The organism is Methylacidimicrobium cyclopophantes, from assembly GCF_902143385.2.
Lineage (GTDB): Bacteria > Verrucomicrobiota > Verrucomicrobiia > Methylacidiphilales > Methylacidiphilaceae > Methylacidimicrobium > Methylacidimicrobium cyclopophantes.
This window is the reverse complement of sequence record NZ_CABFUZ020000257.1, coordinates 1-17,837: the sequence shown is the minus strand read 5'-3', so window position 1 is coordinate 17,837 and position 17,837 is coordinate 1. Positions and strand designations below refer to the sequence as shown.

General features: G+C 59.7%; 21 protein-coding genes and 1 tRNA gene. 8 read left to right on the top strand and 14 right to left on the bottom strand.

Features of this window, described 5'->3' with window-relative positions; translation table 11 throughout:
• Together FN369_RS11715 and FN369_RS10295 are read left to right on the top strand one after the other, a co-directional pair.
• Positions 1-1,032, top strand: a 1,032-nt coding sequence (locus FN369_RS11715; protein WP_178087808.1) for a cytochrome c oxidase subunit I, incomplete at its 5' end; no start/stop codon positions are given.
• 165 nt (positions 1,033-1,197) lie between these two features.
• Positions 1,198-1,440 (top strand): hypothetical protein, encoded by a 243-nt coding sequence (locus tag FN369_RS10295; RefSeq protein ID WP_142526047.1) that lies wholly within the window; start codon positions 1,198-1,200, stop codon positions 1,438-1,440.
• A 92-nt stretch (positions 1,441-1,532) separates the two neighbouring features.
• Here FN369_RS10295 and FN369_RS10290 read toward each other — a convergent pair whose 3' ends face one another.
• The 3 genes from FN369_RS10290 to FN369_RS10280 form a co-directional block, all read right to left on the bottom strand.
• Positions 1,533-2,042 (bottom strand): hypothetical protein, encoded by a 510-nt coding sequence (locus FN369_RS10290; protein ID WP_142526046.1) that lies wholly within the window; start codon positions 2,040-2,042, stop codon positions 1,533-1,535.
• 187 nt (positions 2,043-2,229) lie between these two features.
• Positions 2,230-2,424, bottom strand: coding sequence for a hypothetical protein (locus FN369_RS10285; RefSeq protein ID WP_142526045.1), 195 nt, complete (start codon positions 2,422-2,424; stop codon positions 2,230-2,232).
• Positions 2,425-2,760: 336 nt separating this feature from the next.
• A complete protein-coding gene (locus tag FN369_RS10280; protein WP_178087807.1) occupies positions 2,761-3,255 on the bottom strand; it encodes a thioredoxin family protein in 495 nt (164 codons plus the stop codon).
• Positions 3,256-3,388: 133 nt separating this feature from the next.
• Between FN369_RS10280 and FN369_RS10275 the strand changes: the two genes are divergently transcribed.
• Positions 3,389-4,855, top strand: coding sequence for a sigma-54-dependent transcriptional regulator (locus tag FN369_RS10275; protein WP_246189661.1), 1,467 nt, complete (start codon positions 3,389-3,391; stop codon positions 4,853-4,855).
• Between the two features lie 10 nt (positions 4,856-4,865).
• Here the strand turns inward: FN369_RS10275 and FN369_RS10270 are convergent, their stop codons facing one another.
• From FN369_RS10270 to FN369_RS10260, 3 genes are all read right to left on the bottom strand, one after another.
• Positions 4,866-5,261 (bottom strand): Fur family transcriptional regulator, encoded by a 396-nt coding sequence (locus FN369_RS10270; protein WP_142526042.1) that lies wholly within the window; start codon positions 5,259-5,261, stop codon positions 4,866-4,868.
• A gap of 15 nt (positions 5,262-5,276) precedes the next feature.
• Positions 5,277-5,819, bottom strand: coding sequence for a ribonuclease H-like domain-containing protein (locus FN369_RS10265; protein WP_342799721.1), 543 nt, complete (start codon positions 5,817-5,819; stop codon positions 5,277-5,279).
• Positions 5,820-6,021: 202 nt separating this feature from the next.
• On the bottom strand, positions 6,022-6,786 hold the full coding sequence (locus FN369_RS10260) for a hypothetical protein (protein WP_142526041.1): 765 nt from the start codon (positions 6,784-6,786) through the stop codon (positions 6,022-6,024).
• A gap of 314 nt (positions 6,787-7,100) precedes the next feature.
• On the opposite strand from FN369_RS10260, the gene rpsB reads away from it, so the two are divergent.
• The 4 genes from rpsB (at position 7,101) to thiE (ending at position 10,739) form a co-directional block, all read left to right on the top strand.
• Positions 7,101-7,865: a 30S ribosomal protein S2 gene (gene rpsB / locus FN369_RS10255; RefSeq protein WP_246189660.1), complete on the top strand. Its 765-nt coding sequence runs from the start codon at positions 7,101-7,103 to the stop codon at positions 7,863-7,865.
• Between the two features lie 68 nt (positions 7,866-7,933).
• Positions 7,934-8,536 (top strand): translation elongation factor Ts, encoded by a 603-nt coding sequence (gene tsf / locus FN369_RS10250; RefSeq protein ID WP_142526040.1) that lies wholly within the window; start codon positions 7,934-7,936, stop codon positions 8,534-8,536.
• A 149-nt stretch (positions 8,537-8,685) separates the two neighbouring features.
• Positions 8,686-10,047, top strand: coding sequence for an acetyl-CoA carboxylase biotin carboxylase subunit (gene accC, locus FN369_RS10245; RefSeq protein WP_142526039.1), 1,362 nt, complete (start codon positions 8,686-8,688; stop codon positions 10,045-10,047).
• Entirely contained in the window at positions 10,044-10,739 is a 696-nt protein-coding gene (gene thiE / locus FN369_RS10240; protein WP_142526038.1) for a thiamine phosphate synthase, read from the top strand. The genes accC and thiE overlap by 4 nt, the downstream gene beginning before the upstream one ends.
• Before the next feature lie 36 nt (positions 10,740-10,775).
• On the opposite strand, the gene FN369_RS10235 is transcribed toward thiE, so the two are convergent.
• On the bottom strand, positions 10,776-11,204 hold the full coding sequence (locus FN369_RS10235; RefSeq protein WP_142526037.1) for a TOBE domain-containing protein: 429 nt from the start codon (positions 11,202-11,204) through the stop codon (positions 10,776-10,778).
• Positions 11,205-11,321: 117 nt separating this feature from the next.
• Between FN369_RS10235 and FN369_RS10230 the strand changes: the two genes are divergently transcribed.
• Complete coding sequence (locus tag FN369_RS10230; protein ID WP_142526036.1) at positions 11,322-12,290, top strand: NADPH:quinone reductase; 969 nt, start codon at positions 11,322-11,324, stop codon at positions 12,288-12,290.
• 36 nt (positions 12,291-12,326) lie between these two features.
• On the opposite strand, the gene htpX is transcribed toward FN369_RS10230, so the two are convergent.
• From htpX to FN369_RS10195, 7 genes are all read right to left on the bottom strand, one after another.
• Positions 12,327-13,238, bottom strand: a complete 912-nt coding sequence (gene htpX / locus FN369_RS10225) for a protease HtpX (RefSeq protein WP_178087806.1) — start codon at positions 13,236-13,238, stop codon at positions 12,327-12,329.
• Positions 13,239-13,278: 40 nt separating this feature from the next.
• Entirely contained in the window at positions 13,279-14,577 is a 1,299-nt protein-coding gene (gene purD, locus FN369_RS10220; protein WP_142526035.1) for a phosphoribosylamine--glycine ligase, read from the bottom strand.
• Positions 14,574-15,386, bottom strand: coding sequence for an MBL fold metallo-hydrolase (locus tag FN369_RS10215; protein WP_142526034.1), 813 nt, complete (start codon positions 15,384-15,386; stop codon positions 14,574-14,576). Before FN369_RS10215 ends, purD begins: the two co-directional genes overlap by 4 nt.
• Positions 15,387-15,397: 11 nt before the next feature.
• Positions 15,398-15,471 (bottom strand) — tRNA-Asp (locus tag FN369_RS10210).
• Between the two features lie 175 nt (positions 15,472-15,646).
• Positions 15,647-16,516, bottom strand: a complete 870-nt coding sequence (locus FN369_RS10205; RefSeq protein WP_246189659.1) for an MBL fold metallo-hydrolase — start codon at positions 16,514-16,516, stop codon at positions 15,647-15,649.
• Positions 16,517-16,533: 17 nt separating this feature from the next.
• Complete coding sequence (infA, locus tag FN369_RS10200; protein WP_142526033.1) at positions 16,534-16,821, bottom strand: translation initiation factor IF-1; 288 nt, start codon at positions 16,819-16,821, stop codon at positions 16,534-16,536.
• A 25-nt stretch (positions 16,822-16,846) separates the two neighbouring features.
• On the bottom strand, positions 16,847-17,837 hold a 991-nt coding region (locus tag FN369_RS10195), incomplete at its 5' end, for a carboxy terminal-processing peptidase (RefSeq protein WP_178087805.1).

The following is a 17,837-nucleotide window of genomic DNA, read 5'->3' as shown; positions in this document are numbered from 1 at the left end:
TTTTTCAAGCAGAAGACGGCATACGAGCTCTTCCTCAGCGGAGGCGGGGCTCCCCTGCTCTGGCAGCATCTTTTCTGGTTCCTCGGGCATCCCGAGGTGTACGTCCAAATTCTTCCGACCATGGGCATCATCGCGGAGATTTGGACAAACAACACGCGCAGACCTCTCTGGAGCTACCGAGCGGTCGTCTACTCGGAAATCGCGATCGGCTTCGTGGGGATGATCGTTTGGGCCCACCATATGTATATGACCGGCATGGGCCAGGGAGTGACTACGTTTTTTCAAATCTTCACCACCGTGATCTCGATTCCTTCCGTTTTGATCGGGACGGTCTTTCTCCTTTCGCTTTGGGGAGGATCGATCCGCATCAACCTACCGATGCTCTTCGCCTTGTCGTGGTTGCCGCTTTTCGCCATTGGAGGTCTGACCGGACTTCCGAACGGTTGGAGCTCTTCGGATCTGGTCCTCCATGACACCTACTACGTGGTCGGTCATTTCCATTACATGATGGCGCCGACCTCTCTCATGGCTCTCTTTGCGGGAATCTATTACTGGTACCCGAAGGTCACCGGCCGAATGATGAACGAATTGCTCGGGAAGCTTCATTTCTGGCCGACTCTCGTCCTTTTCAACGGCGTTTTCTTCCCGATGCTCATCCAGGGAATGAACGGGGTGCATCGGCGCTGGTATGACGGCGGAGCCGGATGGCAGTACGCCCAGAACGTCCTTTGGCTTAACCATGTGATGTCCATCTCGGCATGGCTGCTGGCTCTTGCACAAATTCCCTTCATCATTAATTTCTTCTGGAGTGCAAGGCACGGAGAGAAGGTGCAATCCGATAATCCGTGGCAAGCGACCACGCTCGAATGGGCGACGCCGACTCCCCCGCTTGGGCATGGAAACTTCCCCGTCACTCCCACCGTCTATCGAGGCCCTTACGAGTATAGCGTTCCAGGAGCGGAGCGAGATTTCCTTCCTCAATGGGAACCGGCCGCCGAGAAAGAGGTGCCGGCCGAGCCGGTCCGCGCATAATCCGGGAACCGGAGGCCTGCCGAGGAGGAGTGGGGGAGCGGCGAGAGGATGGATCCACTCCTTGGCAACGCAGGGGAGCCGGGAAAGCGGTTGGCTCACCGGTGTCCCGGGCGGAAGCCCCCCGCTGGGTCTTGCCGCTGCGGCATACGCAACCGAGGGTAGCCAGTGACGCATTCGCTTTTGACGCATCCTGCAGCGGCGGCTCCCACCGGGGCCCAGCCCGAGCTCGCCGACTGGGAGGCGGCCCTGTTTTTGCCACTCCTCGGCGCGGTCGTTCTGGGGGCTTTCGTTTGGGCCGGCTATCGGTTCCTGCGACGGGAGAAGGAAGCTCCTCCCGCCTATGCGGAGTTTCTGGAGCAAGACGTCGCGGAAGAGGTCGATGCCGAATTCGAAGAGGGTGGCCGTTAAGGTGGGCTATCTTCCATTCTGCCTGCGGAGACTTTTTCGAACCGAGTCTAGCCGACGATTCTCGCGGAGCTCGCACTCGAGGCGTCCCGTCCTCATTGGGGTAGATAGCCCTGCTCGGTTGCTTTCGGAGGCGGTTCGGTCGACGGAGCGGATTCCGCCTTCTCCGCTGCGGGCGCGGGTGGAGGAATCGGCGTCGGGAACGCGGTGGCCCGGGGAAGCGGGGCTGGCGGATTCTGCATGTCCAGGATCCTCAACCGGACGGCCTCGCTTTCTTGGTGGAAGGCCTTGCGTTGTTCGATCAAGCGGGTGACAATTCGCGTCAAAAAGTCGATCTTTTTATCCCGCGAAGCTCCGTTCAATTCGGATACAAGATGTTCCAGCTCCTCGTCTTGCTCGCGAGCCATCTTCCGCAGCCGTTCCTGCATCTGCTGAATCTGCCGTTGCTGCGCCGGAGTGGGGGGACGAGCGACGATCGGCGGAGGCGTCTGCTCAGCGATCGCCGGAAGGGATAGCGATCCGACCATCCCGAGCGAAGCGGTCAAAAGAAGAAGCCGAGCGGGACTCAGAAAGCACGGGGTTCGATTCCCGGCGAGAGGATTCATACGAAGGCGGGGCGGATCGTGGAAACGCCTATGCGGCTCGGACGGTCGAAAAAGCGAAATGCGTTCAGGGACATTTCTCGCGGAATCGGCGAGGGAGGAAACGGACTCAGATGTCCTTCCTCCCTCCTATTCGCATCGCCGGTCTTCGAAGCGAAAGCCTCCCTCGAGCAACATTCCCGACTGGGCGTTATTGGGTTTCCCCCATCTGATGCATCATTTTTTGATGCATGTTTTCCATTTCGGCATGCATCTCCCTGCGTTGCTCGACGAGCTTGTTGATGACGGCGCACGCCCGATCGAGCTTCTTGTCGGGGGGGGCTTGGTTCATCGCATCGGTCAGCCGCCGCAACTCGGCGTCCTGTCGCTCCATCAGGCGGCGCATCTTCTCATGATTTTCCCTCGCTTGACGGTGCCAGCGATGATGGTGGGGATGGTTCTGCGCACCTGCCGCTTGGGATTCGGCCGCCGGCGACGAGCTGGAAGAGTCTTGGGCCTGCAGCGGAGAGCAAAGGATCAAAGACAAGATGCTTGCAGCGAAGGCATTCGCCCCAAGGGGCCATCGTAGTTTCATAATTGTTGGATGTTGCACGGTTGCTATGGAGGAACTTTAGAAGGGATGGAGGCTGTGAGGAAGCACTTTCTTCCGTCGGCGTGAAACCCAAGCTCAGGATTCGGAAGCGAATGGTCGCGTGATTTCCTCTCGGGACGGAAGCGGCCTTCAACCTCCGGAGGCCGCTTTCTCACGCAACCGATCAATCTTGTCCAAGAAAGGTTTCGGTCCTCCTGCCATATATCCGAAGGAGGAGATTTCCCGTCCGTCGGGATCGAGGAGAACGATCGTGGGGAAGCCTTCGACATGATACTGGTCTGCCAGCTCTTTGTTTTGCTGTTTCAAAGCCTCGGGCTGCGGCTTGCGCTGGGGGAAATCCAGTTCGAGAAGGACCAAGTGCTCCTTGGCGTACTGTTGAAATTCCGGAGTGGAGAAGACCTCACGCTGTAATTTTTGGCACCAGGGGCACCAATCGGAGCCGGTGAAGTTGGCGAGCACCAATTTCTTCTGGGCTTTGGCTTCCTTGAGGGCCGCGGGATAGTCTGTCATCCAGTTGGGGGGTTCGGCGAACGCGACAGCGGAGAGAACTAGGAAGAAGAGCGATCCGAGCAAAAGAGCCGGTCGTCCACTTCGAAGCCGACGGGCGGGGCGTGCGAGGTCCATGGATAGGAGAATATATGCCGGTCGGATCTTTGGCAATTTCCCAGGCAATTCTCGAGGGGCGACCATTTGCGCCGAACCTCGATCGGATTTTGCTCTTGGCAGCGGCCGCAAAGGGCTCCATTTTCCTAAGTACGTGACCACGGTGAAGGGGGGAGAGCGGCTGGCGAAAGAGGAGAGGAAAACGGGGAGATCCCGGTTCATTCTCGTCGTGGATGACGAGCAGGGCGTCCACTACTCGTTCCAGCGGCTGCTGGAAGATCTCCCGATCGAAGTGCGAGCCGCTCAATCGGGCGAGGAGGCCATCGAGATCCTCCGGAAGGAGCCCGTCGATGTCGTCATCATGGACATTCGGATGGGCGGAAAGAATGGTTTGGAGACCCTCCGGGAGATGAAGCGCATGGCGCCGAAGGTGGTCGTCCTCATGATGACCGCCTACGGGACTTCTCATACGGCCATCGAAGCGATGAAGCTGGGCGCGTACGACTATATCCTGAAGCCATTCGACATTCCGGAGCTCAGGCATCTGATCGAGCGCTCTTTGGAGGCCGCCCAGCTTGCGCAGGAGGAAGGCCAGACGGCTGCGAGCGGAGTCGATCGCCAGGGGCCCGCCCTGGTTGGGGACAGCCCGCCGATGCAAAAGGTCTACAAATTGGTCGGGCAGGTGAGCAAGACCAATGCGACGGTGCTGATCACCGGAGAGAGCGGTACCGGGAAAGAGCTGATCGCCCGAGCCATCTATCAGCACAGCATGCGGGCCAATAAGCCCTTCATCGCGATCAATTGCGCGGCCATTCCCGAGAACCTGCTGGAAAGCGAATTGTTCGGACACGAGCGCGGATCTTTCACCGGGGCGATGGCTCAGCGGATCGGAAAGTTCGAGCAAGGCGACGGCGGAACGATTTTTTTGGACGAGATCGGGGAGATGCCGTTGACCACCCAGAGCAAGATTTTGCGTGTGCTCCAGGAAGGAGAGGTTTCTCGGCTGGGGAGTAACGAGCCCATTCGAACCGACGTCCGCGTCATCGCCGCGACGAACAAAGATCTGGCCACGGCGGTGCAGCGTCGCGAGTTTCGGGCCGATCTCTTTTATCGGCTCAACGTCGTCCGGGTTTCCCTGCCCCCTTTGAAGGATCGGGCTGAGGATATTCCCGTTCTTGCCGCCCATTTTCTGCAGAAGCATCGCCGCTACCTGCCGCAAGCGGCGATGCGGATTTCAGCGGATGCGATGCGGGCGCTGCAGGCCTACCCTTGGCCCGGCAACATTCGCGAGCTCGAAAACGTGATTCAGCGTGCCATGGTTCTGGCGGCGAGCACCACCATCGAGGTGAGCAATCTCCCGGAGGAGATTCAGGAAGTACTTTCGGCGAACTCTCGAGAGCACCCCTCGGCGGAAGGGCGCGTTGTAGAGGAGGCAGTACGAGCCTTGTCCGACCTCGTTCTGCGAAACGGGGTGACCGATTTGGGCCCTCGGATCCTGGCTCGGCTCGTCGATCGGATCGCGAGCGAGCGGGGCGGAGACGAGCGCAGAGCCGCCGAGCTCCTCGGCTTCCGCCTTGGGGATCTGCATAGGCTCGGCTCGCCGCAGAAATTACGGGAATAGGCGGCTCGACTCAATCCGCTGCGGAAACATTGCGCCGGGTCCGGCAATCGGGGCACTTTCCGTAAAGGATGATCTCGTGATCCTGGACTTGGAATTCTGGGGGGGCCAGTTCGGCGAGCTTCGCGGGACATTCCGGGACTTCGAATACCTTGCGACAATCGTTGCAAAAGAAGTGATGATGATGGCCGCGCGTTGCCGTTTCGTATCTGGGAGGCTCGCCGGGTATTTCCACGACGACGATCTTCTTGTCTTTGCGCAGAGACCGAAGGGCTCGGTAGACCGTGGCCACGCCCAGTCGCGGCACCAGTTTTGCCGCCCGCGTGAGAATTTCCGGGGGCGTGAGCGGACTTTCGGCGGCCTCGAGCACCGCGGCGATCGCGAGTTTCTGTTGGGTCACCCTCTCCATGCGGATCTTTCCTCCTCAGGAAGGTTTCCAGTGGACGGGAATGGATTCCTTTCGCTGCGTCTGCTCGTTGAAATAGAGGATTTCTCCATGACGGATCCCGTGCTCATGGAGCAAGCGGGTTACCTTCACATCGTAGCAACAGTATTCGGCAATCGGAAGGAGCTTGCCTTCCTTCCACCAACGAAGGGCCTGCACCCCTTCCGCTGTTTTTCCCACCCCGAGAGTCGCCCGAGCGAGGCTCTCCAAACTCATGCGCCTGCCGGTTTGGGCTTCCACATGCTGCAACAAATCGAGCGTGGGGAGGTCCTGAAGATCGAACACCGTGTAGGCTTCCAGGACGGGGAAATCGAAGCCGAGGATATTGAATCCAACGATCAAATCCGCATTCCGCAGCTCTTGGATGAGAGCTTCGACTTCCTGTTCCAAATAGATTTGATAGCCTTGCCGAGCCGTGGCGTAGGTGACGCCGAGGGACATGCGCATCGCGCTCTTGTTGCGCCAGCCTCCGACTTCGCTGGCACTCTTCTGCGTCTCGAGATCGAAGTAGACGAGGTTCATCAGGATCGGTCGCGCTTCATCTGCTTTCGGGAGCCGCACCGAGCCGGTTCGGCGGGTCGTTGTCCCGTCCCGTGAGGTCGCTCCCCTTGGAAAAGCAGCCTCATGTCGTCGACGGTTTCAACCTACCGGTTCTTCGGATCCGAGGCTAGCCGGAACCTGCGACGCGAGAGGGCAGAGGCTCTCCAAAGGAAAGCCGGTCCGCTTAGCGCTCTCGTGAAAAGATCGTCGGCGTAAAGAGACGGGAGGATTGCGCGGCAGCCTTTCGCTCCTCATTCAAGATTGCGCGGAGGAGAATCGCCTGCTCGCCATACTTCATCCAGGGGCCGGGGGGAACCTCCTCCTCGGAAACAAAGCGCCAATCGGTTAAGTCGAGACCATGCAAGCCGAGGTAGTCCCGCACGGCGGGCGAGACGTCCAGACCGGCTCCGTTATACGTGTGGGGGCGATCGTTGCCGAATACATAGGAGGGAAAGTCGGAGCGCAACGGCCCGACATCCTCCCACTGCGCATAGGCGACCTTGCCTTTGTGCCGGATCTGAACCCAGTGCCCTTTACATTGGGAGACATACCGGTTGCCTCGGGAAGGTTCGCGATACCAAGGGACCCATCGCCTCGCGAGATCGGGGTAGGCTACGTCATTGAACGGCAGGGCGACGTAAAAGGGATTGAGGGTGACGGCGAAGCGCCGCGGCAGAAAGCCGACCCGGCGACTCGGGTCGTCGAGTCCGCCATAATTTCGAGTCCAGTGGACATCCCAGGCGCTTGCGACATTGGTGGCCGCGCTAATGGGAGTCCTCCCCTGACCGATCCAAAACACGGTTGTGACGATGTTCTTATGCCAAGGATAGGATCCCCGATCGGAAGCGCCATTCAGCCGAGAGGCGGGGAAGAATGCCGAGAGCGCGAAAAAGAGCGATCCTAGAAGGGCCAGCGCTCGGCCGTGGGTCGATGAGATCGACTTCTCCATAGGAAATTCAGTTTCTGCTAGCGTTTTGCAAGCCCTCTGTCAATTTCATTCTGCGGTCCGAACAGACATACAACGCCTTTCTTCGGGGAAAGGGCAAGCATTGTAATTTGACTTGGCAGCAGCCTGGCGATCCCGTACGGTGGAAGATTCGCACGGAAGCCGGCGGGCAAAACGACAGGAAGCAGACACAAAAGGCCGAAGAGAATGTCTTTGCGTCGGATTGGACGCGGGTCGGCCCTTCTCCCGGAGAAGGGTTCGCAGCGGCGAGAAAGACCGTGGGAAAGAGATTTCGCACAGCAAAGCAAGGATGAGAGATGGTGGACGTTAAGGCATTAGTGGAGGCGGGAGTGCACTTCGGACATCGAACGGACAAGTGGCACCCGCGGATGAAGCGGTATCTCGCCGGATCGCGGGGCGGCATTCATTGGATCGATCCCGAGAAGACGAGAGAGCAATTAGAGAATGCGGCGCGCTTCTTGGAAAAGCTCTCGGAAAGCGGCGGCAAGGCGCTTTTCGTCGGGTGCAAGAGGCAGGCTCAGCCGATCGTCCAGGAGTGTGCGGAAGGGAGCGAATCCTTCTACGTCAACCACCGTTGGCTTGGCGGCACGCTTACGAACCTCGTGACGATCCGAAAATCGGTAGAACGAATGCGATGGATCGATCATCTGGAGGAGAAGGGCTTGATGGATCGCATGCCGAAAAAGGAAGTTGCGGTTCTCCGTCGGGAGAACGCGAAGCTCCGTCGCCATCTTTGGGGAATCCGGGGAATGGAAAGAATTCCCGAGGCATTGATCGTGGTCGATGTGGTGCGCGAGGCGATCGCCGTATCGGAAGCCAAGAAGCTGAGAATTCCTATCGTGGCGATCGTGGACACGAACGCCGATCCGGAAGGAATTGATTTTCCGATACCCGCCAACGACGACTCCATTCGGTCGATTCGGCTGATTCTGCGCGAGCTCAACCAGTCGATCATCGAGGGCAAGACCAGGTTGGGATGGACCCCTCCCGTCATTGCCGCCGAGGAGATTCCCGCTGCGGAACCGGTTTCGCAAGCATCCTTGGCGGGTGCAGCGTCCTAAGAGGCGTTTCAGCGGATTTGCGTGGATATCCTCGTTCCCCAGGGCCGGGGACCGAGAAGGGACAGAGCATGAAAGAACCGATCGGACTTGAACGAATCAAGGAGCTTCGGGAGAAAACCGGAGCGGGAATCATGGACTGCAAGCGCGCCCTCGAACAGTCGGGCGGCGTGCTGGAGGAAGCCGAAAAGTTGCTCTGGAAGCGCGGGATCGCCAAGGCCCAGAAAAAGTCTGCGCGGGAAACGCCGGAAGGCGTGATTGCTTCCTATATCCATGTTGGCGATAAGGTGGGGGTGCTGGTAGAGGTCAACTGCGAAACGGATTTCGTCGCCCGAAATGCGGCATTCCGGGAGCTCGTCAAGGACCTCACGCTACAGATCGCCGCAGCAAATCCGCATTACGTAAGCCGCGATCAAGTGCCGGCTGCAGAGGTCGAGCGTGTACGTCGGGAGATTGCGGCGGACAACGTGGGAAAACCGCCGGCTATCCTGGAAAAGATCGTCGCGGGAAGATTGGAGAAGTATTTTGCGACGCACTGTCTCTTGGAGCAGACATTCATCAAGGATCAGAATGCGACGGTACGCGACGTGCTGGCGTCGAAGATCGGTCAGATTGGGGAAAATATCGTGGTGCGGCGCTTCGTCCGGTACCAGTTAGGCGAGCCTTTGAGCTGATTGCAAGGAGCCCAAGGGGCGCGTTTCCCGAGAGATGACTTCATTTCGGGCGGGGGGAGCGGAAGAGAACGATCGCAGGTCGAGAAGGGGCCGGCGCGGCCCGGCGCTCCGTTTTTGGGAAGCAGCGGAAGCGCACGCGGGCGGAAGGCATGTTTAGTAAGGTCCTCATCGCGAATCGCGGGGAGATCGCGGTCCGAGTCATCCGAGCTTGTCGCGAACTCGGCATCCGGGTTTTGGTTGTCTACTCCGATGCGGATCGAGACTCGTTGGCGGTGCGGATGGCGGATGAGGCCATCTGCATCGGGAGCGGACCGGCCGCCGCAAGCTACCTCCGGGTGGACCGAATCATCAGCGCTGCGGAGATCGGGGACGTCGATGCCATTCATCCCGGCTATGGCTTCCTTGCGGAAAATGCCAACTTCGCAGAAATCTGCGCGAGTTGTAACATCAAGTTTATCGGGCCTTCGGCTTCCGCGATCGCAAAGGTGGGAGACAAAGTACAGGCGCGCTTCCACGCGCGAAAGATCGGGGTCCCAGTTCCTGCCGGCAGCGAAGGTATCGTCGAGAGCGAGCAGGAAGCGCTGAAAGCGGCGCGACGGATCGGCTTTCCGGTGGTGTTGAAGGCCGTCGCCGGCGGCGGGGGAAAGGGCATGCGGGTGGCCCACAACGACGTCAGCTTGGTGCAGGGCTTTCATGCCGCGCGCGTCGAAGCGGAAAAGGCATTCGGGGATGGAAGCCTTTACGTGGAGAAGCTGATCGAGGACCCGCATCACGTGGAGATTCAAGTCGTCGGGGATCAGCGAGGTCGGGTCATCCATCTCGGAGAGAGAGATTGCTCGATTCAGCGGAAGAACCAAAAACTTCTCGAAGAATCGCCATCCCCGATCCTGGATGCTTCGCTCCGGAAGAAGATGGGTCGTGCGGCCGTCCGTTTGGCGGAATCCATCCATTATGAAAACGTAGGAACGGTAGAATTCCTGGTCGACGGGAGCGGCAATTTCTACTTCATCGAGATGAATGCTCGCATCCAGGTGGAGCATCCCGTAACCGAACAGGCGTACGGGGTCGATCTGGTAAAAGAGCAGATCAAGATTGCCGCAGGCTATCCTGTCGATAAGAGTTGGGAGGGGCGTGAGGTGGTGCAACATGCGGTGGAGATGCGCATCAACGCCGAAGATGTTTGGCAAGATTTTCGTCCCTCCCCCGGACGAGTCGAGGCGCTCCAGTTCCCTGGAGGCCCGGGCGTGCGCGTCGATTCCCACTTAGTCCTCGGTGCGACGATTCCTCCGTATTACGACTCGCTGCTCGCAAAAATCATCGCGAGCGGGCAGACGCGGGAAGACGCGCTGGCGCGCATGGGGCGTGCTCTCGACGAACTGGTCCTCGAAGGGATTAAGACTACGGTCCCGCTGGGTAAGGCGATCCTGCAGGATCCCGATTTTCGCAGGGGACACTATTCCACCACCTTTTTGCCCAGGTTGTTGGCGTCCAAGGGCGCGCAAAAGGCATGAACGACGAGGAACGGCTCTGGCGTCGAAAGGTGCGGCTTCGCCTGGCTCGTTTTTACGGAATCGTTGATTTGGGAGTGCTGGGAGAGAGCGATCCCCGGGGGGCCGCCCGGGAGATGGTGGCAGGGGGGGTGGACGTTCTTCAGCTTCGAGCGAAGAATCGCGAGCCGGAGTCGCTCGAGCCTCTGGCCCGCTCCTTGAGGGAATTGACCGACTCGGCCGGAACTCTCTTTCTTGTCAACGATTGGCCGCTCTTGGCTCGGCGTGTCGACGCGGACGGTGTCCATCTCGGCCAAGAAGACCTGCCGATCGCTGAGGCGCGGAAAATTCTTGCTGCTACGCAGCTGATCGGCAAATCGACCCACTCGATGGAACAGGCTTTGGCGGCGGAGAGGGAGGGAGCCGATTATATTGCGGTCGGCCCCATCTTCGCCACTCCGACCAAGCCCGAGGTCGAACCCGTCGGTTTACCCTTGATTCGAGAGGTCCGCGGACGCTTGAGGAAGCCGTTTTTTTGCATCGGAGGAATCCGGAAGGAAAATTTGCGCAAGGTGTTGGAGTCGGGAGCCGATCGGGTCGTGATGGTTTCGGCGATTCTCCGATCGGCGGATATCGAGGCATATTGCCGAGAGGTAGCGGCAATGCTTGGCCCGAAGGGACTTTTGACGGCCGAGCCGGCGGATCTTTCCGAATAAGCGAGGTAGAGGTCGCCGAAGGAGGGACTCCCCGCTTCACGAGTTCAAGGTGAGAAGAACGCTCGAAGGAGGGAAGGCGGCGCAGATCCGCTCGCCGACTTGTAGTTCGAGTTCCTTTGCCGACTCGTTGGTGACGACCGCAACGATTGGGAGCTCTTTTTCGATCTGGAGAATGACCTCGGTGTGAATCGCCCCGGGGTGAAGAGCCGACACCGTCCCGCAAAAGAGGTTTCGTGTGCCGAGGCGGACCGAATGGTCCTCGGTGAGCAAGACCACTTGGGATGCCTTGATCAGGACCTGCACTGCGGAGCCCACCGACAGACCCAAATCGACTAGGCTCGTGAATGCGATATGGGCTACCAGCGAGGTCTGCTCGCCTACCGCGATCTCCAGTTCCGCGAGGATCGGACCTTTTTTGATGACAACGAGCTTTCCCGGGAAACAGTTGCGAGCGCTGGTTCGCATCGGGACGAAAAGTTAGGAAACCTCGTGTGCGAAAGAAAGAAAAAACGAAACGTCCCTTCGAAAAGATCCCGCGGCCGTTTCTTGCCCTGATTGGACTCTCGCATCAGGATCTCGCGCATGCATGCCATTGTGGTCAGAGAGTATGGAGGTCCGGAGGTTTTATCGTGGGAGGAGTGTCGAGATCCGGTTCCCGGTCCGGGGGAACTCCTCATCTCCGTGCAGGCTGCCGGGGTCAACCCTGTCGACGTCTCTTTCCGGTCGGGAGGTTCCCATGCGTGGCCCTTGCCCTTCGTCCCTGGATTCGACGGAGCCGGCGTTGTCGAAGAGGTCGGTCCGGAGGTGCGACGATTTCGTCGGGGGGACCGCGTCTACTTCTCCCTGTGGGGGAGAACCGGCTCCTATGCCGAGCGCGTCGTCTGCCGGGAGGAAGAGGCGGAGCCGCTCGGCGAGGCTCTCGATTTCGCTCAAGGAGCTGCCGTCGGAATTCCTTGCGGGACGGCCTATCGGGCCCTTTTTCTTCGGGCGGAAGCCTCGGCGGGTGACGTCGTGCTCGTTCATGGGGCCAGCGGCAGCGTGGGGTTAGCCGCCATCCAGCTTGCGCGGGCCGCCGGGCTGACCGTCATCGGAACCGCCGGCGGAGAGGAGGGGAGAAAGCTCGTGGCACGGGAAGGCGCCCACCATGTTTTGGATCACCGCTCCCCCGACCACTTTCGCCAGATCCTCGAAATTACGCGAGGGAAGGGGGTAGAGATCGTGTTGGAGATGTTGGCGAACGTCAACCTGGGAAAGGATTTCGACGTGACGGCCCTAGGGGGGAAGGTCGTGGTGATCGGATCCCGAGGCTTGGTGGAGATCGATCCCCGGGGGCTCATTTCCCGGGACCTTTCTATCTTGGGAATGTCCCTATTTTGCGCATCTCCAAAGGAGCGGAAAATCATCGCGGCCGCGTTGGCGGCTCACCTGGCCAAAGGGCTCCTTCGTCCCGTCATTCGCACGGTGCTGCCGATGTCCTCCGCGGACCAAGCGCAGCGGCTGGTCATGGAGCCGGGGGCTTCCGGAAAAGTTGTCCTGGTTCCCCCTACGTAGGGGGAACCTTCGGCGGAAGGTTTTGCGCTCGGGCGGTTAGGCAGCCTCCGGAAGACGCTCGAGAGCGGCGATCCTCTCCTCCAGAGGAGGATGGCTCGCCAGGAGAGAAAGAAAGCCACCGGGCTTCCCGTGGATCTTGAATGCGCTCAAGCTGGCCGATCGTCCGTCGTCGATGACCGAACCGCCTTCGGTCAGAGATTGAAGGCCTCGCAGTGCGGAAAGCATGGCATCCTTCCCGGCAATCCGGGCACTTCCCGCGTCGGCTCGAAACTCTCTTTGGCGCGAGTACCAGGCGACGATGAAAGAGGCGAGGAGTCCCAGGGCGATCTCCGAAAGGAACATCCCGACATAGAATCCCATACCCACTCCTCGGCGCTCTTCGTCGCCGCGACTGAGGAAGCTGTCGAAGAGGACCCCGATGATCCGAGAAAGGAAGACCACGAAGGTGTTCACCACGCCTTGCAGCAGGGTCATGGTGACCATATCCCCATTCGAAATGTGGGTGATCTCGTGACCGAGCACCCCTTCGATCTGGCGGCGATTAATCTGGGAGAGAAGGCCGGAACTCACCGCGACCAGCGCGTTGGACCGCGACGGGCCCGTGGCAAACGCATTGACCTCCGGACTTTCGTAGATGCCGACTTCCGGCATGGCGATTCGGGCGCGCGCCGCGAGCGATCGCACGGTGTTCACGAGCCACTCTTCCCCTTCCGTCTGCGGGCTGTCGATGACCTGGATGTTGTAGGCCATCTTGGCCATCCACTTCGAGATGGCGAGCGAGAGAAAGCTGCCCGTGAATCCGACGACCAGCGAGAAAACGAGAAGAAGCGGATAGTTGATGCCGGCGGCCGTGAGCCAGCGATCGAGGTGCAATACGGAGATGACGGCGGTCAGCAGCACGAGGACTGCGACGTTGGTGACCGTCAGGAGCAAAATTCGCTTGATCATACGCGGTAGTATAATTGCGTGGAGCAAGAAAGCAAGGAGGCTAGGCCTCGAGCTCCGGAACCGGGCGGCCGGCGAGGAAGGAGGCGATATCCTTGCGAAAATGCATTCCGGGGAAAGAAACGGCATTCACCTGCTCGTAGGCACGCTTTCGGGCGTCGGCGATCCGACCGCCCCAACCGACCGCCGTGAAGACCCTCCCTCCCGCCGTCCGAAGCACTCCTTGGGTCAGCTTCGTGGCGCCGTGGAAGAGAACCCCTTCCGCTTCCGAGACGGAAGGTTTCTTCTCAGAGAGGGTGATGGGATCGTCCTGTCGAGGGCGCTGGGGATATCCGGGCGCTGCGATCACGACCCCGACGACGGAGCGTCGATGGCGTAGAAGGCGAAGCTTCCCTAGCTCGTCACGGCAGACCGCTCGGGCGAGTTCGCTCAAAGGAGTTCCCAGGGAAGGAAGAAGTACCTGCGCCTCCGGGTCTCCGAATCGGACGTTGATCTCCAACAGGAGAGGCCCTCCGCTCGTCACCATCAGTCCGGCGTAAAGGACACCCCGATAATCGAGCCGCTCGGCGACACATGCGGCGTGAAGCCGGGCTAGGATCGATGCATCGATTTGTTGGAGCAGTGCGGGGGAAACGAACGGACTGGGCAGAAAGGCGCCCATGCCACCCGTGTTCGGCCCGCGATCGCCGTCATCGACTCGTTTGTAGTCGTGCGCTACGCCGAGGAAGAGATATTGCTTGGTATCGAAAAGAGCAAAGGCGGAAAGCTCGACCCCTTCCAAAAAGGCCTCGATTAAAATACGGCGGCCGGCCTCCCCATAAATCCGTTGCTCCATAAGAGAAGCGATCGCCGCTTGCGCTTGGGGAAAGTCGGCCGCGATGAAGACCCCCTTTCCGGAAGCGAGGCCATCCGCCTTGATCACCTGTGGGAAGGGGAACCGGCGGCTGAAAGAAATCGCCTCGCGAGGATCGTCGAACGCCCGAGCCTCGGCGGTGGGAACGCCGTACCGTTGGGCCAGCTCCTTGGTCCATACCTTGCTCCCTTCCAGCCGCGCAGCCCTCTGAGGCGGTCCGAAAACCGGCAGGCCGTGTCGGCCGAAAGCATCGGCGATGCCGGCACAGAGCGGGGCTTCGGGTCCGACGACTGTCAAATCCGGCCTCAGCTCTTGCGCCCAGCGGGTCAACGCGTCGACGTCGTCCGCCGCAATCGGTAGATTTTCCGCCAACGTCGCGGTTCCGGCATTGCCCGGGGCCGCGTAGACGTTCTTGACTTCGGGATCTTGCCGGAGCGACCAGCAGAGAGCGTGTTCCCGGCAACCGCCCCCTATGACGAGGACCTTCATGGTATTCCGCGAAATGCGTAGATCATCGGCGACGACGGGAGCTCCGGTGCGGAGAGAGAAAACTCCGATCCCTCGATCCACCGGATATTGGGCCTGTCGTCCAAGTAATTTGCAAGCGGTCTCAATTCCAGGTCGCCGCTGAGCTCGGTCCGATAGGCGATGGGAACGATGACGCGGGCGGAAAGGTCCGTGGCGATCTTGTCGAGCTCGGAAATGAGGAGACTGTCGCGGCCCACGGGCAGGAAGAGGACGTCCACCTTTCCGAACTCCGCCAGTAACTCTGGGCTGAGAGGATGTCCGAGATCGCCCAGGTGGGCGAAACGCATTCCGTCGAGCTCGAAGACGAAAGCGGTGTTGTGGCCGTGAATGGCTCCTTGGGATTTGTCACGAAAGGTGGGGATGCCTCGGAAGAGGAGCCCCCGCGCGTTATTCGTTCCCAGAGCGGCCACGCTGCGAAAGATCTGCGGCGATCCGAGGATCCGCTCTCCCGCGGATCGATCGTTCGCTTCGGTGCTGATCAATACGACATCCGCTTGGAGGGATTCCGGGAACCGATAGTGGACCGCTTCATCCCCGAACGGATCGATGGCAATGCGAATGCCCGAGGAAGCGATCAGATAGACGAACGCATGTCCATACCAGCGTACCAAGACGGAGGGAGTCGCGGCGTGTCCGAGCGCAGCTGGGCCGAAAAAAAGAAGCGGAGCAAACAAAAGGAGAAGAGCGCGGAGCATCCGACCGCCGAGGAAGAGGATTCTTTCGTGAAAGGAAGAATCGCCGTTTTCGTGCAACCATCGCTTGAGCGGCATATTTTGTGAACCGGAGCCAACGGGTCTCGAACCCGCAACCTCTGCCGTGACAGGGCAGCGCTCTAACCAATTGAGCTATGGCTCCCTGGTTTGCTCGACGCATTCTCCTCCCGAGCGGACGAGAGGAAGCTTCGCAGGGACCCCTCTTCCATGGAAGGTTCGTCACCATATGCCACGATTCGCGGAGCTGACAATGGAAAACTGACGCGCATCCCTTCGATCCGCATTCTCACGGGCGGAGAACCGAGCCCTTTCTTTTCTCAAAAGACTCGCGGAACTCCCTCGTGCAAAAAATGAACCTGCGAAAGAATGCCCGCGCGGCTCGCGGCCACCAGAAGTCGCTGGGCTGGCTCGTGAAGAGGCTCGTAGCTCATCCGGTAAGTTCCGAAATGCATGGGTATCAAAATCTTGCCTTGCAGCTCCAAAAAGGCTTGGACCGCTTTTTCCGGGGTGATGTGAGAGACGCGCTTGGAAGGTTGGTCGTAGGAGCCGATCGGCATGAGGACGATTTCGGGCTGAAGGCGTCTGCCGATCTCTCGGAACTCCTTGAAATACGCCGTGTCTCCGCAGTGGTAGACCTTCCGGCTCCCATAGGTGAGGGAATACCCGCCGTAACCGCGATGACGATCGGCAAGATACCGAGCGCCCCAATGATGGGCGGGCGTGAAGGTGAGCGACAGCCCTTGGAACTCCCAGCGATCCCACCAGGACATCTCTCGAACTTGTTCGAAGCCCAGCCCGTGGACAAGGTTTGCCACTCCGGAGGGGACCACTACGGGTTGACGGGCCGCAATCTCCCGGAGAGAGCGGCGATTGAGATGATCGAAATGCGCGTGGGTGATCAGGACCAAGTCGATGTCAGGCAGGTCGTGGATGGCGATCCCGGCCCTCTTGAGCCTGCGAATCATGAACATCCAATTGGCCCAATTCGGATCTATGAGGATGTTGTGCCGGGGCGTCTGTACGAGGAAGGAGGCGTGTCCGACCCACGTCAGGCAGACTTGATCGTCCGACAGGGGGGGGAAGGAAGGAGAGAGTGGAACGCCTCCGCGCCGCGTAAAGAAGGAGGGCAGCAGTACGTCCAGTAGGAAATTGCGGCGCCCCCTTTTCGGCGGTTTGGAGCCGTGCACCGTGTCGATGACCCGCGTTAGGGTTTACGTCCTCCGCGTCGGAATCTTTGGCTTCTTCGTGCGGGACGATGATCCTGGGAGGGACGGTCCAGACGGTAGAGGATGCGGGCTTTGGTCAGATCGTGCGGAGACATTTCCAACTTGACGCGATCGCCGCACGTCAACCGAACAAAGTGCTTTCGCATTTTCCCGGAAATATGGGCCAATACTTGGTGCTGGCCCTCGTCCAACTCGACTCGGAACATGGTTCCTGGAAGAATCGTGACGATCGTGCCTTCGACCTCGATCGTGTTGGGTGTGGTCATTTCGCGATTAGAGGCGCTCGCTCCTTCAAGGATCTTTCTGCAGCGCTAAAGTGCTACCAGGTTTTTGCAGCAGGGTGACGTAATCCGCCAATACGTTCAAGGTTTCTTCTAAAGTGAAATCGTTTCCGACCTGTGGAGTTGCATCGTCCCACCCCTTTTCTTCGACTTCTCGGATGGAAGCCCCGTCCGGGCCGGCTTCCGCAGGGGAACTCTTTGCGGTGGACCGGGGCAAGAGTTTCAACGGTTTCCGATTCCGCGCCGACTCGATGTCCAAATAATAGACATTTTCGTTTAGCTGCGGGTGCCGCGCTCGTTTTGCTTCCAGGGCGGCCTTGCTCGCCTCCGCATCCTGTTTCTCTTTGAGCCGGACCGATTGATTGAGAGAGACCGCCTTATCCAGCTTCTTACGCTTGATCAGATCGATCTGCGTCAAAACGTAGGCAAAATCGGGATTCGCCGCGACTCGCTGGGAGGAACGCTTCTGCAGGGTCGGAAGAAAAGCGGCCTCGCCGGCCGTTTTTTGATAATAAGCCGGCGGGATCGCATCGGCCGGCAGAGCGTTGGGCAGCGAGGATTCGCCGAGGTCGAGATAATCGTCGACCGACGGGAGGACGACGTCGGAGGCGACACCCTGTTGCTGCGTGCTTAAGCCTGTCACCCGATAGAACTTCTGGACCGTGACCTTCAGCTTTCCGGGATCCCCGTGGAAGTCCCATGGGACGTAGTCGGAGAGCGGAAGGAGGGTCTGCACCGTTCCCTTGCCATGCGTCGTCTGGTCGCCGATGATGATCGCCCGCCCATAGTCTTGCAGGGCGGCGGCTACGATCTCCGACGCCGAAGCGCTAAACCGGCTTACCAGAACGAGCAACGGACCCGTGTAGCAGAGATGGTTTCCGGTGATCCGGAAGGATTGGGTCCGTCCGCGATAGTCTTTGACCTGAACGACGGGTCCATCTCGGAGAAAGAGGCCGGTCAGGTTGATCGCCTCTTCGAGCATTCCGCCGCCGTTGCGGCGG

What these genes read in the sequence shown, in the direction of transcription:
- FN369_RS10290 (WP_142526046.1), bottom strand. Translation starts at nt 2,042, where the DNA reads ATGAATCCTCTCGCCGGGAATCGAACCCCGTGCTTTCTGAGTCCCGCT.
- FN369_RS10285 (WP_142526045.1), bottom strand. Translation starts at nt 2,424, where the DNA reads ATGCGCCGCCTGATGGAGCGACAGGACGCCGAGTTGCGGCGGCTGACC.
- FN369_RS10280 (WP_178087807.1), bottom strand. Translation starts at nt 3,255, where the DNA reads ATGGACCTCGCACGCCCCGCCCGTCGGCTTCGAAGTGGACGACCGGCT.
- FN369_RS10270 (WP_142526042.1), bottom strand. Translation starts at nt 5,261, where the DNA reads ATGGAGAGGGTGACCCAACAGAAACTCGCGATCGCCGCGGTGCTCGAG.
- FN369_RS10265 (WP_342799721.1), bottom strand. Translation starts at nt 5,819, where the DNA reads ATGAACCTCGTCTACTTCGATCTCGAGACGCAGAAGAGTGCCAGCGAA.
- FN369_RS10260 (WP_142526041.1), bottom strand. Translation starts at nt 6,786, where the DNA reads ATGGAGAAGTCGATCTCATCGACCCACGGCCGAGCGCTGGCCCTTCTA.
- rpsB (WP_246189660.1), top strand. Translation starts at nt 7,101, where the DNA reads ATGGTGGACGTTAAGGCATTAGTGGAGGCGGGAGTGCACTTCGGACAT.
- tsf (WP_142526040.1), top strand. Translation starts at nt 7,934, where the DNA reads ATGAAAGAACCGATCGGACTTGAACGAATCAAGGAGCTTCGGGAGAAA.
- accC (WP_142526039.1), top strand. Translation starts at nt 8,686, where the DNA reads ATGTTTAGTAAGGTCCTCATCGCGAATCGCGGGGAGATCGCGGTCCGA.
- thiE (WP_142526038.1), top strand. Translation starts at nt 10,044, where the DNA reads ATGAACGACGAGGAACGGCTCTGGCGTCGAAAGGTGCGGCTTCGCCTG.
- FN369_RS10235 (WP_142526037.1), bottom strand. Translation starts at nt 11,204, where the DNA reads ATGCGAACCAGCGCTCGCAACTGTTTCCCGGGAAAGCTCGTTGTCATC.
- FN369_RS10230 (WP_142526036.1), top strand. Translation starts at nt 11,322, where the DNA reads ATGCATGCCATTGTGGTCAGAGAGTATGGAGGTCCGGAGGTTTTATCG.
- htpX (WP_178087806.1), bottom strand. Translation starts at nt 13,238, where the DNA reads ATGATCAAGCGAATTTTGCTCCTGACGGTCACCAACGTCGCAGTCCTC.
- purD (WP_142526035.1), bottom strand. Translation starts at nt 14,577, where the DNA reads ATGAAGGTCCTCGTCATAGGGGGCGGTTGCCGGGAACACGCTCTCTGC.
- FN369_RS10215 (WP_142526034.1), bottom strand. Translation starts at nt 15,386, where the DNA reads ATGCCGCTCAAGCGATGGTTGCACGAAAACGGCGATTCTTCCTTTCAC.
- infA (WP_142526033.1), bottom strand. Translation starts at nt 16,821, where the DNA reads ATGACCACACCCAACACGATCGAGGTCGAAGGCACGATCGTCACGATT.